Origin of the sequence: uncultured Salinicola sp., from assembly GCF_937921195.1 — a bacterium.
GTDB lineage: Bacteria > Pseudomonadota > Gammaproteobacteria > Pseudomonadales > Halomonadaceae > Salinicola.
The window spans coordinates 14821-27603 of the sequence record NZ_CALFQK010000032.1 but is presented as its reverse complement, the minus strand read 5'-3'; the positions used below and the strand labels follow the sequence as shown (position 1 = coordinate 27603).

Here is a 12783-nt window from a genome sequence, read left to right as displayed (position 1 = left end):
CGCCCGACAACGGTTGCGAATACTACCATAACCCGATGAAACGTCAACGCTTTTCGATATCCATACGGAGTTCGGGGATGTCGATGGCTAGACGTTGAAACGGAAGTGCATCACATCGCCGTCCTGGACCACGTAGGCCTTGCCTTCGAGACGCCACTTGCCGGCTTCCTTGGCGCCGTTCTCGCCGCCCAGCGCCACGAAATCGTCATAGCTGACCACTTCGGCGCGAATGAAACCCTTCTCGAAGTCGGTATGGATGACGCCGGCCGCTTGCGGTGCGGTGGCGCCGATCTTGACCGTCCACGCCCGAACCTCCTTCACGCCCGCGGTGAAGTAGGTCTGCAGGCCCAGCAGGCCATAGCCGGCACGAATGACGCGGTCGAGCCCCGGCTCCTCCATGCCCATCTCTTCGAGGAACATGGCGCGCTCCTCGTCCTCGAGCTCGGCGATCTCCGCTTCCAGCTTGTTGCAGACCGGCACCACGACGGCGTTCTCGTCGGCGGCGATCCGGCGAACCGTATCGAGATGGGGGTTGTTCTCGAAGCCGTCCTCGTTGACGTTGGCGATGTACATGGTCGGCTTGAGCGTCAGGAAGCCGAAGCTGCGCAGCTGGCGTTGCTCATCCTCGTCCAGGCCGAAGCTGCGCAGCGGTCGACCCTCGGCGAGATGGGGCTGGATTCGGTCGAGAATGGCCTTGGTGGCGATCGCCTCCTTGTCGCCGCCCTTGACCACTCGGGTCAGACGCTGGATCGAGCGCTCGACGGCATCGAGATCGGCCAGCGCGAGCTCGAGGTTGATGGTCTCGATATCGGCGGTGGGGTCGACCTGGTTGGCGACGTGGATGACGTTGTCATCTTCGAAGCAGCGCACCACATGGGCAATGGCATCGGTCTCGCGGATATTGGCCAGGAACTGGTTGCCCAGGCCCTCGCCCTTGGAGGCGCCCTCGACCAGGCCGGCGATGTCGACGAACTCCATCGTGGTCGGCACCACCTTTTCCGGCTTGACGATCTCGGCCAGCTTGTCGAGCCGCGGGTCCGGCATCGGCACGATGCCGGTGTTGGGTTCGATGGTGCAGAAGGGGAAGTTCTCGGCATCGATGCCGGAGCGCGTCAATGCATTGAAGAGAGTCGACTTGCCGACGTTGGGAAGGCCGACGATGCCGCAATTGAAACCCATAGGAGTTACCCGAGTTGATGTACAGGGAAAGCTGAAAGAGAGGCTCGCTATTCTACGGGACGCCGCAGCAGAAGGAAGAGGAAAGAACGGCGCTGCGCGCCGGGAAGCAACGTCCCCGACCTCTTTCGTCCTCTTGCTTGTCTCTTAGCTCTTGAAGCTGTGCAGACGATTCATGGCCTTGGCCCAGTCGCCGGAGAGCGCCTCGGGGAGGGTGGCGATGATCTCGTCGATGGCAGCATCGATGGACTGGCGCTCCGCCTTGCCGGGACGGCCCAGGACGTAGTTGGTGACCAGCTTGGCACTACCGGGGTGGCCGATGCCGATGCGGAGGCGGTGGAAGCCGTTGGTATTGCCCAGCGCGCTGACGATGTCGCGCAGGCCATTGTGCCCGCCGTGTCCGCCACCCGTCTTGTAGCGGGCGCAGCCGGGTACGATATCGAGTTCGTCGTGAGCGACGAGAAGCTCGTCCGGGGCGATCTTGAAGAACTGGCACAGCGCGGCCACGGAGGCGCCGCTGCGATTCATGAAGGTGGTGGGGGTGAGCAGGTGCAGGTCGTGCCCGCCCAGCTGGATCTTGGCATACAGACCCAGGAACTTGCGCTCGGGACGCAGCGTCTGTGCTGCGTCCCTCGCGAGTTGCTCGACCAGCCAGGCGCCGGCATTGTGGCGGGTGTCCTCGTACTCCGCTCCCGGATTACCGAGACCGATGATCGCTTTCACTGCCATGCCGACTGCCTGTTATCCGGTCTTTGACGCAAGATTACGCGTCGTCTTTCGGCTCGCCATCTTCGTCGACGCCTTCACCGGCGACTTCGTCGTCACTGGCGACGGTCGGGTGGGTCACGCTGACGACACCGGCGTCGTGCTCTTCGCCATGGCTCAGCTCGACCAGGGTCACGCCTTCCGGCAGTTTGATGTCGGAGAGGTGGATGGTCTCGCCCAGGCCCAGATCGGCGACGTCGACTTCGAGGTACTCCGGCAGCTTGGACGGCAAGCAGCTGATCTGAACGTCGTTGTTCAGGACGTGGAGAACGCCACCTTCGTCCTTGACGCCCTTGCACGACTCTTCGTTCAAGAAGTGCAGCGGGACGTTCATGGTCAGCTCGTGAGTCGCATCGACGCGCATGAAGTCGGCATGAGTGACCAGCGCCTTGTACGGATGACGCTGGAGGTCACGGATGATGACCTGTTCGCTCTTGCCGTCGACATTGATATCGATGATCGAGGAGAAGAACGCCTCGTCTTCGATCGCCTTGTAGAAGGCGGGCTTGTCGATGGTGATCGGCTGCGGTGCCGCGGTGCCACCGTAGATGATGGCGGCGACCTGTTCGTTCTTGCGGCGCAGGCGGCGGCTCGCACCTTTCCCCAGCTCCTTACGAACATTGGCGGTCAGGATGTAATGGGACATTGATTGTCACCTCTAGTGGTCAAGTAAAGGAATCGGCACCGCCCGCGACCAGACGATGCCGTTCCAGCAGGGACCACCGCCATCACGGCAGTGGCCCACGTATCCGCGCGTGCTTCGCTCGTCGTCCCCGCCCCGTTTCCGGGTAGGGATCAGTGAAACATCGCGCTGACGGATTCTTCGTTACTGACACGCCGGATGGCTTCGGCGATCAGGCCGGCGACCGTCAATTGACGGATCTTGCCGCTGCGACGTGCAGGTTCGGAGAGCGGTATGGTATCGGCAACGACGAGTTCGTCAAGCACCGAACCAGTAATATTGTCCACGGCGGGCCCGGAAAGGATCGGATGCGTGGCGTAAGCGACCACGCGACGGGCGCCGTGAGCCTTCAGGGCCTCCGCCGCCTTGCACAGCGTACCGGCGGTATCGACCATGTCGTCGACCACCACGCAGGTACGGTCCTGGATGTCGCCGATGATGTGCATCACCTGGGCCTGGTTGGCCTGCGGGCGGCGCTTGTCGATGATCGCCAGGTCGACGTTGAGCTGCTTGGCGATGGCTCTGGCACGAACCACGCCGCCCACGTCGGGGGAGACCACCACCAGGTCGTCGTAGTTCTGGCGCTCGATGTCGTCGAGCAGGATCGGCGAGCCGTAGACGTTGTCCACCGGGACATCGAAGAAGCCCTGGATCTGGTCGGCGTGCAGGTCCATGGTCATGACCCGGTCGACGCCGGCCTTGACCATCATGTCCGCTACGACCTTGGCCGAGATCGGCACGCGGGCGGAGCGCACGCGGCGGTCCTGGCGGGCGTAGCCGAAGTAGGGCACCACCGCGGTGATCCGCGTTGCCGAGGCGCGGCGCAGCGCATCGACCATCAGGATCAGTTCCATCAGGTTGTCGTTGGTCGGCGCGCAGGTCGACTGGAGAATAAAGACGTCTTTACCGCGCACGTTTTCGTTGATCTCGACAGCGATTTCGCCATCGCTGAACTGTCCGACCGTGGCATGGCCGAGTCGATTATCGAGACTCTCGGCTACCTTGGAGGCGAGTCCGACATTGGCGTTACCGGTAAAAACCATCAATTTAGACACGCGCGGCCACCTTTGGGAGCTGTTGAAGGTCAGTAGGGGACATTCGGTTCGAGCCAGGACGGGTGAAAAGACTGCCGGAAGCGCACGGGACGAGAGGTGGGGGTTCCGAAACACCATGCTTGCCCGCCCGCGATGCGGGTCGGCATCGGGGTCGTGCGTCGAGACGGCAGGGAAAAGAACCGCAACGTCGGTGGGGAAATCGTGTGGGCTGAGCGGCCATCGCGTCCCGGTTTCCGTTTGCAGGCTTGTCGAAATTCAGGAAGTGGCTGGGGTACCAGGATTCGAACCTGGGAATGCTGGTACCAGAAACCAGTGCCTTACCACTTGGCGATACCCCAGCAATCATCGGTCGCGCTCATTATGCGCAAAAGCGCAAACCGTTGGCTAGGTTTGAGGGCAAAACCAGTCGTGAAGTCGTCATCCGTCTGAAAAGACTGGTGAAAACCGCGTAAGTAGTCGGTTTCCAGAGCGACGATGTCACGTTTGGGCCTGACCCAAACCTTCGGCAAGGTTCAAAGCCTGGTGCAGCGGAGACAGATTGCAACCGCGGGCCTTGAAGGCTTGCCATTCGTCCGGGACCTGCTGCAGTACCTGATCGGCCTGCCTCTCGTCGTCCAGCGGACAGAAGACGCAGGCGCCGGTTCCCGTCAGCATCGCGTTGCCGTACTGGCCAAGCCAGTCCAGCGCGCGATCGACCTCGGGATGAAGCGCTCGCACGATGCTCTCGCAGTCGTTGCGCCACACCGCTTCGGGGGCAGCCCCGTCGAGTGCGCGACGCATACTAATGACCGTGCTATCGCGTGTCAAACCGGGGTGGCCGAAAATCGCCGCGGTGGATATCTCGACGCCAGGATGGACGATGACGAACCAGGCGGGCCCGAGATCCACGGCGGTCAAGCGCTCGCCGACACCCTCCGCCCAGGCGGTGCGGCCCCGCACGAACACCGGGACATCGGAGCCCAGCGCCAGCCCCAGCGTCGCCAGTCGCTCGAGTCCGAGCCCAAGGCCCCAGAGACGATCGAGTGCCAGCAGCGTGGTGGCGGCGTTGGAGCTGCCGCCGCCCAGCCCGCCGCCCATCGGCAGGCGCTTCTCCAGCGTGACGGTCGCGCCCTGTCGACAGCCGGTCTCGCGCTGTAGCCGGCGGGCGGCGCGGACGATCAGGTTGTCCGCTTCGGTGACGCCGGCGAGCGCCGGCGACAGGGTGATGTCGCTCCCTTGGGGCTGCGTTTCGAACCGCAGCGTGTCGCCGCGGTCCAGGATCTGGAACAGCGTCTGCAGCGAGTGATAGCCGTCCTCGCGACGCCCGGTGATCCGCAGCAGCCGGTTGAGCTTGGCCGGTGCGGGCAGCGTCAGCGATCTCATGGCGACGCGTCCGCCGCCTGCCCGGATGCGCCTTCGTTCCCGCTGCCCGGTTGCCACTGGTTGACCACCAGCGTGGCGCGGATGTCGTCATAGGTCATGATCAGGCGGCTCGGCAGCCACAGCGAGTCGGCGTAGGTCCAGTCCCGGTAGCGAATGGTCCAGCCGTCCTGGCTCAGGGTCTCGGGGAAGCCGAGTTCATCGTCGCTCTGCCGATGGGCCCGGCCCGGGGCGGGGAGCCCGCGGACCCAGTAGTCCAGCGCCGATATCGGCAGCGACCAGCCCAGCTGTTGCTGCATCAGCGCTTCCGGCGACGACGCCTCGAAGCGACCGTCGCCGGTGGTCAGGGTGACGGCGCCCTGGCGGCCTTCGAGAACGCTGCGCCCGGCACCGAAGGGGCCGCTGATCAGCATGCGGTAGTGATCGGGTGCCTGGGACCAGTCCAGGTTGGCGCTGCGGCTCTCTTCCGCGGTGCGCAACCCGACCTTGCCGGCCACTTTCCAGGTATCCAGCGCGGCCAGGTCCTGCTGCTGCCGCTGCCAGTCGTCGGGCTGCCGCGGCACGTCCGGGGCCGGCGCCTGTCCGGCACAGCCGGCCAGCCAGACCAGCAGGAGCAGGGCACCCAACGGCTGCCACCGTTTTTGAAACGGGGACGACAGGTGGCGAGGCCGAGCGTTGGCGAGAAGGCTTGGAGACATGGGAAGTTCCTGTCGAGTACGGATGAGTCCGGCGTGGAAATAGGGGCGCATACGATACCAGGGGCGCCGGGCTGTCACGAGCTTCGAGTGCCACCCGTCACCCCGCGGCGTCCGGCTACGGGGCCAGTTGGGGATAGCGGGTCAACAGGTCGTCGATATCCGGGTGGACGTCGCTGTCGGCGAGCGCGGACCTCACCAGGGCTCGAGCCTCGTCCTGGTGATCGAGCACGACCAGCACCTCGGCGAGATGCGCGGCGACCTCCTGATCGGGTTGGCCGGTGTAGGCGCGGCGTAGATACCCCAGCGCCTTGCGCGTCTCCCCGCGTTTGAAATATATCCACCCCAGGCTGTCGAGGATCGCGGGGCTCTGGGGCTCGAGCGCATGGGCCCTCTCGATGAGTTCCTGCGCCTCGTCGTAGTGCTCGGTCGTGGTCGCCAGGGTATAACCCAGGGCGTTGAGCGCCGCGGCGTTGTCGGGATACCTGGCGATGAGCTGGCGCATCTGGCGCATCATCGTCTCGACGTTACCGCGTTCGAATTCGCGCATGGCGCGGGTGTAGAGGAGGTCGGCTTCGTCCGGAGCCTGCTCGAGGCTGCTGGCAAGCAAGGCATCCGCCGCCGCTGACTGATCGACACTGTCGAGGGCCTGCAGGCCGATCTGTGTCAGTGCGACGCGTTGGCCGGGATGGCGCAGAATCTCGACGCGCAGGAACTGCTGGGCTTCGTCGCTGCGGCCGTTGGCGGTCAGCATGCGGGTGGCCAGGGCGCGGGAGTCGAGGAAACCCGGACCCACGGGGACCTGGCGGTAGTAAAGCAGGGCGTTGTCGATCTCGCCCTGGGTCTCGGCGATGCTCCCCAGCACCAGATAGGTGGCCGGCGGCGTGTCGTCGCGGTCGAGCAGCGGCAGCAGCAGCCGGCGGGCGGGTTCCAGCGCACCGGCATCGAGATAGAGCTGGGCCAGGCCGATCCGCAGTGACGGCGTCGCGTCGTGCCGTTCCAACAGCCGATCGATCTGTCCTTCGGCGGCGGCGATGTCGCCATTGGCGATCTGCGCCTGGGCCAGCGCCAGCAGGAACCGGTCGTCACCGGGGGAGAGTTCTTGGCCACGCCTCGCGGTGGAGGCGGCCTGGGCGTAGTCGCCGGCTTCGAGGGCGATCTGGGATCGGGTCAGCCACAGCTCGGGTAGCTCGGCGTGGCGTCGTGCCAGGTTTTTCAGGCGCTGCTGGGCCTCATCGACCATTCCGTCGGCGGCTTCCAGCCGGGCGGTGGCCATCTGCGCGTCGGCGTGGTCCGGGAAGGCGACGGTGAAATCGCGCAGCTGGGCAATCAGCGGCGGCAGTTCCGCCCGGGACTCCACCATCAGATCGGCGAGGTCGAGCAATTGCGCGTCTTCCCCCGACCGGGCGAGTTCGAGCCTGTGCTGCAGCGCCGCCGGCCAGTTGCCGCGATCTACCGCGATCCCCGAGAGCAGCTTTTCCGGGGCCGTATCGTCGGGCGCAAGCTGCTGCCAGCGCTCTGCGGTGGCATTCAGCAGCGCCGTATCGTCGGTATAGCGCGCGGCCAGGGTGGCACGCTCGGCCAGGGCGGCGGAGCGATAGCGTGCGGCGGCCGCCAGGTAACCGGCCGCGGCACGGTGAAAGTCGCCGCGCTGGCCGGCCATCTCGGAAAGCAGTACCTGGGAGAGGCCCTTGGCATCGAAGCCGCTGGAGATCGGTGGCGCGGTTGCCAACGGGTCGTCGACGGGCGGCGACGCAGTTCCGCCTGACATGCTCTCGCAGCCAGCCAGCAGGACCGCACAGATAGCGGCGGATAACAGACTTTTAGGCATGCGGTCCTCGAGATCGATCAATGGCTCCAGCATAACGGCTGGCGGGCGGGGGTCAATCGCGGAGGCGGCTACCGCGGGCATGATTCATTGCCTGCTAAGCGTCTTCCGGGTGTGCTAAAATGGCGGCGCTTCGCCCGACGGGTCACCCTGGCTGGGACCCGCCGTCGGCTGGCATGTCTCGGCGTCTTGGCCTCAGGCCGGTCGCGAACATTGGTGGGGCGTCTGACGACCTGACATCCGTCGCGCTCCATTTCGGCGCGCCGCATCATGTTCGAAGGCGCGAGGGCCGGGTCCACGCAAGACAAACGACCGTGATTTCATGACGCTGCTAGCACTGGGTATCAATCATAGGACGGCCGCGATCGACATGCGCGAGCGTGTCGCCTTCTCGCCGGCACAAATCGAGTCTGCACTGACACAGCTGCGGGCCCTGCCCGACGTGCGTGAGGCGGCGGTGCTTTCCACTTGCAACCGGACCGAGCTGTACTGCATCACCGTGGACGAGGGTGAGCGTCAGTTGCTCGAGTGGCTGGGGGCGTTTCACGGCATGCCCGCGGAGGAGTTGCTGAACTGCGCCTACCACTATCACGAGGGCGAGGCTGCGAAACATCTGATGCGGGTGGCGGCCGGGCTGGATTCGATGGTCCTGGGCGAGCCGCAGATCCTGGGCCAGCTCAAGGACGCCTATCAGATCGCGCGCCAGCATGCCGGTCTCGGCAGCGAACTGGAACGACTGTTCCAGCAGACGTTCTCCGTCGCCAAGCAGGTCCGGAGCGAGACCTCGATCGGCGAGAACCCGGTGTCGGTCGCCTACGCGGCGGTCAGCCTGGCGAGCCGGATCTTCGACGACTTCGGCCGGGCCCGCGCGCTGTTGATCGGCGCCGGGGAGACGGTCGAGCTGGTCGCGCGCCATCTTCGCGAGGCGGGGATCATGGGGCTGACCGTCGCCAACCGCACCCTGGCGCGGGCCCAGGCGCTGGCCGATGAGTGCGGTGGCCGGGCGATCGAGCTCAGCGCCATCCCGCAGGCGCTGGAGCAGGCGGACATCGTGATCGCTTCCACGGCCAGCGAACTGCCGATCCTCGGCAAGGGCATGGTCGAGCGGGCCCTCAAGGTGCGCCGCCACCGGCCCATCTTCATGGTCGACATCGCGGTGCCACGGGACATCGAGCCCGAAGTGGGAGATCTCGCCGATGTCTTCCTTTATAGCGTCGACGATCTGCAGCAGGTGATCGCCGAAAATCGTCGTCATCGCGAGGTCGCCGCACGTCAGGCCGAGGCGCTGATCGACACTGGCGTCGAGCACTGGTTGCACGAGCGTCGGGTGCGTGGCGCAGGGGACCTGATTCGGCGTTATCGTCAGCATGGCGAGGCGCTGAGGCGCGATTCCGAAGCGGAGGCACTGGCGCAGCTGGCGCGCGGCGAGGATCCCGAGACGGTGATCAAGCGGCTCTCGCACCAGTTGGCCAACAAATTGATGCATGGCCCGACGCTGCGCCTGCGCGAAGCCTCGGGCCAGTCACGTCACGATATCATCCAGGCGGCCGATAATCTGCTCATCGAGGGGCCCGCCAAGACACAGGACTCGGTATGAAAAGACAGGACTGGGCATGAAAGCGTCTCTGCGCGAACGACTCGACGCCTTCCAGGACCGCTTCGAGGAGCTGTCCGCGCTGCTATCCGAGCCCGAGGTGATCGCCGATCAACCGCGTTTCCGGGACTATTCCCGCGAGTATGCGGAGCTAGAGCCGCTGGTCGGCGCCTGGCTCGCCTATCGCCGCACGGAAGGTGACATCGAGGCGGCCGATCAGATGCGCCAGGACAGCGATCCGGAGATGCGCGAACTGGCCGAGGAGGAGTGGCGCTCATCCAGAGCGGAACTCGAGGAGCTGGAGGAAGAGGTCAAGCGCCTGCTGGTGCCCAAGGACCCGGACGACGACAGCAACGTCTTCCTGGAAGTCCGCGCGGGTACCGGTGGCGACGAAGCGGCGCTGTTCGCCGGCGATCTGTTTCGCATGTACTCCCGCTATGCCGAGCGCCGGGGCTGGAAGGTCGAGGTGGTCAGCGCCAGCCATGGCGAGCAGGGCGGTTACAAGGAGATCATCGCGCGGGTCAAGGGCGACAACGTCTACGCGTCGTTGAAGTTCGAATCCGGTGCCCACCGCGTGCAGCGCGTCCCGGCGACGGAATCCCAGGGGCGCATCCACACCTCGGCCTGTACCGTCGCGGTGATGCCCGAGGCGAGCGAGGTGGGCGATGTCGATATCAACGCCAACGACCTGCGCGTGGACACGTTCCGCTCCAGCGGTGCCGGCGGCCAGCACGTCAACACCACGGATTCCGCCATCCGCATCACCCATCTGCCCACCGGCCTGGTGGTCGAGTGCCAGGAGGAGCGCAGCCAGCACAAGAACCGGGCCAAGGCGATGTCCCTGCTGGCGGCGCGACTCAAGCAGGCCGCCGTGGACTCGCAGCGCCAGCAGCAGGCCGATACCCGGCGCTCACTGGTGGGCTCGGGCGACCGCAGCGAGCGAATCCGGACCTATAACTTCCCCCAGGGGCGGCTCACCGATCACCGTATCAACCTGACGATCTACAAACTGGGCGAAGTCGTTGCCGGCGATCTCGACGAAGTGATCGGACCCCTGGTCAACGAGTATCAGGCGGATCAGCTGGCGGCGCTGCAGGGCGAGTGATGACGATCGACGAGGCCCTGCGCGAGGCGGCCGGAAAACTCTTCGCGTCGCCCACGGCGCGCCTCGATGCCGAAGTACTGCTGGCCCATGTCTGCGCCACGAACCGGACCTGGCTCTATACCTGGGGCGATCGCGAGCTGACGGCGGCGCAGCGGGAGGCGTTCCAGGCCCTGATCGCCCGGCGGGAGGAGGGGGTGCCGGTGGCTTATCTGGTCGGTTCGCGGGAGTTCTGGGGGCTGAGTCTCGAGACGTCGCCGGCGACGTTGATCCCGCGACCGGATACCGAGCGCCTCGTCGAGGTGGCGCTCGAGTCGGCATCGAAGCCTGCCGGCGAGCTGCTTGACCTGGGCACCGGCACCGGCGCCATCGCGCTGGCTTTTGCCAGCGAGCGCCGTGACTGGCGGGTGGTCGGAGTCGATCTCTCCGTCGATGCCGTGACGCTGGCGCAGGCCAACGCCCGGCGGCTGGCGATAACCAACGCCCGTTTCCTCCAGAGCGACTGGTTCTCCGCGCTGTCCGGTCAGCGCTTCGACCTGATCCTGTCCAACCCCCCCTATATCGCGGAAGACGATCCGCACCTGTCGCTCGACGACGTCCGCTTCGAGCCACGCTCGGCGCTGGTGGCGGCAGCAGCGGGAATGTCGGATCTGGCGTGGCTGGTCGAGCAGGCGCCGCGCCACCTGCGCCCGGAGGGCTGGCTATGGATGGAGCATGGTCATTGCCAGGCGGGCCAGGTGCGGGAAGCGCTGAGGCGTCGCGGTTTTCGGGGCGGCGCGTCGCATCGCGACCTGGCGGGTCACGAGCGAGTGAGCGGCGGCCAGTGGGCCTGACTCGAAGTGACGATGCGGGTCTGCGTTGAACGAGGGTGACCGGGCTCGCTGGAGGTTTGTAACTGCTCTGTGATAGTAATAACGCCCCCGCGAACGGCGGCGGAGTCGCGGCAACAACGAGCTGGCGGCTTCGCCCCCTTCAGGGAACACTCACCATCCATCGGCTTGGAACAATTACAGCAATGAAAGCCAAATCTCGAGCTCTCGATCGAATCGATCTCAACATACTGCGGTGCCTGCAGGACAATGCACGTATCTCCTACGTGGATCTGGCATCGCAAGTGGGGTTGTCGACCACACCCTGCCTGGAGCGCGTCAAGCGTCTCGAGCGCTCCGGTATCATCCGCGGTTACAAGGCCATACTCGACCCCCGGGCGCTGCGCGCCAATCTGCTGGTGTTCGTCGAGATCAGCCTGGAGACGCAGTCGCCGTCGGTGTTCGACGAGTTTCGCAAGGCGGTTGCCAAGCTGCCGCAGATCCAGGAGTGCCACCTGGTCTCCGGGCAGTTCGACTACATTCTCAAATGCCGTATTCCCGAAATGTCCGCCTACCGGCAGCTGCTGGGCGACGTGGTGCTGACGCTGCCCGGCGTCAAGGAGTCCAAGAGCTACGTGGTCATGGAAGAGGTCAAGGAGGAGTTGGCGCTGCCGATCCCCGATCTCCTGCCGGACGAGGATCGATGACGCGTGGAGGGCTCTGGCCGACAACGTAGCTTTCGCGCCCAGGAAGATTCATGAACGATGAAGCACTACTACGCTACAGCCGTCATATCATGCTCGACGAGATCGACATCGTCGGGCAGGAGCGCCTGCTGGCGTCCCGCGTACTGATCATCGGTGCCGGTGGCCTGGGGTCCCCCGCGGCGCTTTACCTGGCCGGAGCCGGTGTCGGTCACCTGGTCATCGCCGACGACGACATCGTCGAGCTATCCAACCTGCAGCGTCAGATCGCCCACGCGGAAGGGCGCCTCGGGCGCTCCAAGGCGCGTTCCGCGGCCGACGCGGCACGGGGCCTGAACTCGACATGCGACGTGCGGGCTCTGGAGACGCGGCTCGTCGGAGAGGCATTGATGACGGAGGTCGGGCTGGCCGATGTCGTGCTGGATTGCACGGATCGGTTCTCCAGCCGCTTCGCCATCAATCGCGCCTGTGTCGAGAACGAAACACCGCTGGTGAGCGGTGCGGCCATCCGCTTCTCGGGCCAGCTGGCCGTATTCGATCCGCGACAATCTCGATCGCCATGTTATGCCTGCCTCTACGGTGAGCAGGGGGGCGATGATGCCCTGACCTGCGCGGAGAGCGGTGTCATCTCGCCGCTGGTGGGCCTGATCGGCAGCTTCCAGGCGCTGGAGGCGATGAAGTTGATCAGTGGTGCCGGGCAGCCTCATCGTGGGTTATCGACCTTCGACGCGCTGAACGGCGAGTGGCGTCACTTCGCACTGCCGAGGGACCCTGACTGCCCGGTGTGCGCTAACCGTTAGCGCCCCTGACGTTCCAGAGGGGGCGATTCACTGCGACCCGCCGGCGCCAGTCGGCGGCGAAATGGCTCGACCGTGGTCGGGAGCGTGAACCTGGCTTGGCCACGGGATTGCGTCCTGCCCGCTGCGGATGAGGTGACGACACCCGCCCGGCAACACTAAAGTCGATGAAAATTCCCCTTTCTCTCCCTGGCGATATCCTGCTAATCTAATACCC

The 12783-nt window shown here is 65.4% G+C and carries 12 protein-coding genes and 1 tRNA gene; 5 read left to right on the top strand and 8 right to left on the bottom strand.

Going from position 1 to position 12783, the window contains the following annotated elements; translation table 11 throughout:
* Nucleotides 1-87: 87 nt before the first annotated feature.
* From ychF to Q0602_RS02725, 8 genes are all read right to left on the bottom strand, one after another.
* Nucleotides 88-1179 (bottom strand): redox-regulated ATPase YchF, encoded by a 1092-nt coding sequence (ychF, locus tag Q0602_RS02760; RefSeq protein WP_298838593.1) that lies wholly within the window; start codon nucleotides 1177-1179, stop codon nucleotides 88-90.
* 144 nt (nucleotides 1180-1323) lie between these two features.
* Nucleotides 1324-1905 (bottom strand): aminoacyl-tRNA hydrolase, encoded by a 582-nt coding sequence (gene pth, locus Q0602_RS02755; protein ID WP_298838590.1) that lies wholly within the window; start codon nucleotides 1903-1905, stop codon nucleotides 1324-1326.
* A 34-nt stretch (nucleotides 1906-1939) separates the two neighbouring features.
* Nucleotides 1940-2587: a 50S ribosomal protein L25/general stress protein Ctc gene (locus tag Q0602_RS02750; protein WP_298838587.1), complete on the bottom strand. Its 648-nt coding sequence runs from the start codon at nucleotides 2585-2587 to the stop codon at nucleotides 1940-1942.
* A gap of 149 nt (nucleotides 2588-2736) precedes the next feature.
* A complete protein-coding gene (locus tag Q0602_RS02745; RefSeq protein WP_295039896.1) occupies nucleotides 2737-3678 on the bottom strand; it encodes a ribose-phosphate pyrophosphokinase in 942 nt (313 codons plus the stop codon).
* A gap of 263 nt (nucleotides 3679-3941) precedes the next feature.
* A tRNA-Gln gene (locus tag Q0602_RS02740) sits at nucleotides 3942-4016 on the bottom strand.
* 139 nt (nucleotides 4017-4155) lie between these two features.
* Nucleotides 4156-5040 carry a 4-(cytidine 5'-diphospho)-2-C-methyl-D-erythritol kinase gene (gene ispE / locus Q0602_RS02735; RefSeq protein ID WP_298838584.1) on the bottom strand — a complete coding sequence of 295 codons (885 nt, stop codon included), beginning with the start codon at nucleotides 5038-5040 and terminating at the stop codon, nucleotides 4156-4158.
* On the bottom strand, nucleotides 5037-5735 hold the full coding sequence (gene lolB / locus Q0602_RS02730; protein ID WP_298838581.1) for a lipoprotein insertase outer membrane protein LolB: 699 nt from the start codon (nucleotides 5733-5735) through the stop codon (nucleotides 5037-5039). The genes ispE and lolB overlap by 4 nt, the downstream gene beginning before the upstream one ends.
* Before the next feature lie 115 nt (nucleotides 5736-5850).
* Nucleotides 5851-7503: a tetratricopeptide repeat protein gene (locus Q0602_RS02725; RefSeq protein ID WP_298838578.1), complete on the bottom strand. Its 1653-nt coding sequence runs from the start codon at nucleotides 7501-7503 to the stop codon at nucleotides 5851-5853.
* Between the two features lie 379 nt (nucleotides 7504-7882).
* On the opposite strand from Q0602_RS02725, the gene hemA reads away from it, so the two are divergent.
* From hemA to Q0602_RS02700, 5 genes are all read left to right on the top strand, one after another.
* The gene (gene hemA / locus Q0602_RS02720) at nucleotides 7883-9157 is read left to right on the top strand and encodes a glutamyl-tRNA reductase (protein WP_295039906.1); all 1275 of its coding nucleotides are present in this window, start codon (nucleotides 7883-7885) and stop codon (nucleotides 9155-9157) included.
* 16 nt (nucleotides 9158-9173) lie between these two features.
* Nucleotides 9174-10259, top strand: a complete 1086-nt coding sequence (gene prfA, locus Q0602_RS02715) for a peptide chain release factor 1 (RefSeq protein WP_295039908.1) — start codon at nucleotides 9174-9176, stop codon at nucleotides 10257-10259.
* Nucleotides 10259-11089, top strand: coding sequence for a peptide chain release factor N(5)-glutamine methyltransferase (gene prmC, locus Q0602_RS02710; RefSeq protein ID WP_298838575.1), 831 nt, complete (start codon nucleotides 10259-10261; stop codon nucleotides 11087-11089). The genes prfA and prmC overlap by 1 nt, the downstream gene beginning before the upstream one ends.
* A 182-nt stretch (nucleotides 11090-11271) precedes the next feature.
* Nucleotides 11272-11772 (top strand): Lrp/AsnC ligand binding domain-containing protein, encoded by a 501-nt coding sequence (locus Q0602_RS02705; protein ID WP_298838572.1) that lies wholly within the window; start codon nucleotides 11272-11274, stop codon nucleotides 11770-11772.
* A 50-nt stretch (nucleotides 11773-11822) separates the two neighbouring features.
* Complete coding sequence (locus tag Q0602_RS02700) at nucleotides 11823-12569, top strand: HesA/MoeB/ThiF family protein (protein WP_298838569.1); 747 nt, start codon at nucleotides 11823-11825, stop codon at nucleotides 12567-12569.
* Nucleotides 12570-12783: the final 214 nt, after the last annotated feature.

Excerpts from the sequence above, each read along its gene's own strand:
- ychF (WP_298838593.1), bottom strand. The coding sequence starts at position 1,179 with ATGGGTTTCAATTGCGGCATCGTCGGCCTTCCCAACGTCGGCAAGTCG.
- pth (WP_298838590.1), bottom strand. The coding sequence starts at position 1,905 with ATGGCAGTGAAAGCGATCATCGGTCTCGGTAATCCGGGAGCGGAGTAC.
- Q0602_RS02750 (WP_298838587.1), bottom strand. The coding sequence starts at position 2,587 with ATGTCCCATTACATCCTGACCGCCAATGTTCGTAAGGAGCTGGGGAAA.
- ispE (WP_298838584.1), bottom strand. The coding sequence starts at position 5,040 with ATGAGATCGCTGACGCTGCCCGCACCGGCCAAGCTCAACCGGCTGCTG.
- lolB (WP_298838581.1), bottom strand. The coding sequence starts at position 5,735 with ATGTCTCCAAGCCTTCTCGCCAACGCTCGGCCTCGCCACCTGTCGTCC.
- Q0602_RS02725 (WP_298838578.1), bottom strand. The coding sequence starts at position 7,503 with ATGTCAGGCGGAACTGCGTCGCCGCCCGTCGACGACCCGTTGGCAACC.
- hemA (WP_295039906.1), top strand. The coding sequence starts at position 7,883 with ATGACGCTGCTAGCACTGGGTATCAATCATAGGACGGCCGCGATCGAC.
- prfA (WP_295039908.1), top strand. The coding sequence starts at position 9,174 with ATGAAAGCGTCTCTGCGCGAACGACTCGACGCCTTCCAGGACCGCTTC.
- prmC (WP_298838575.1), top strand. The coding sequence starts at position 10,259 with ATGACGATCGACGAGGCCCTGCGCGAGGCGGCCGGAAAACTCTTCGCG.
- Q0602_RS02705 (WP_298838572.1), top strand. The coding sequence starts at position 11,272 with ATGAAAGCCAAATCTCGAGCTCTCGATCGAATCGATCTCAACATACTG.
- Q0602_RS02700 (WP_298838569.1), top strand. The coding sequence starts at position 11,823 with ATGAACGATGAAGCACTACTACGCTACAGCCGTCATATCATGCTCGAC.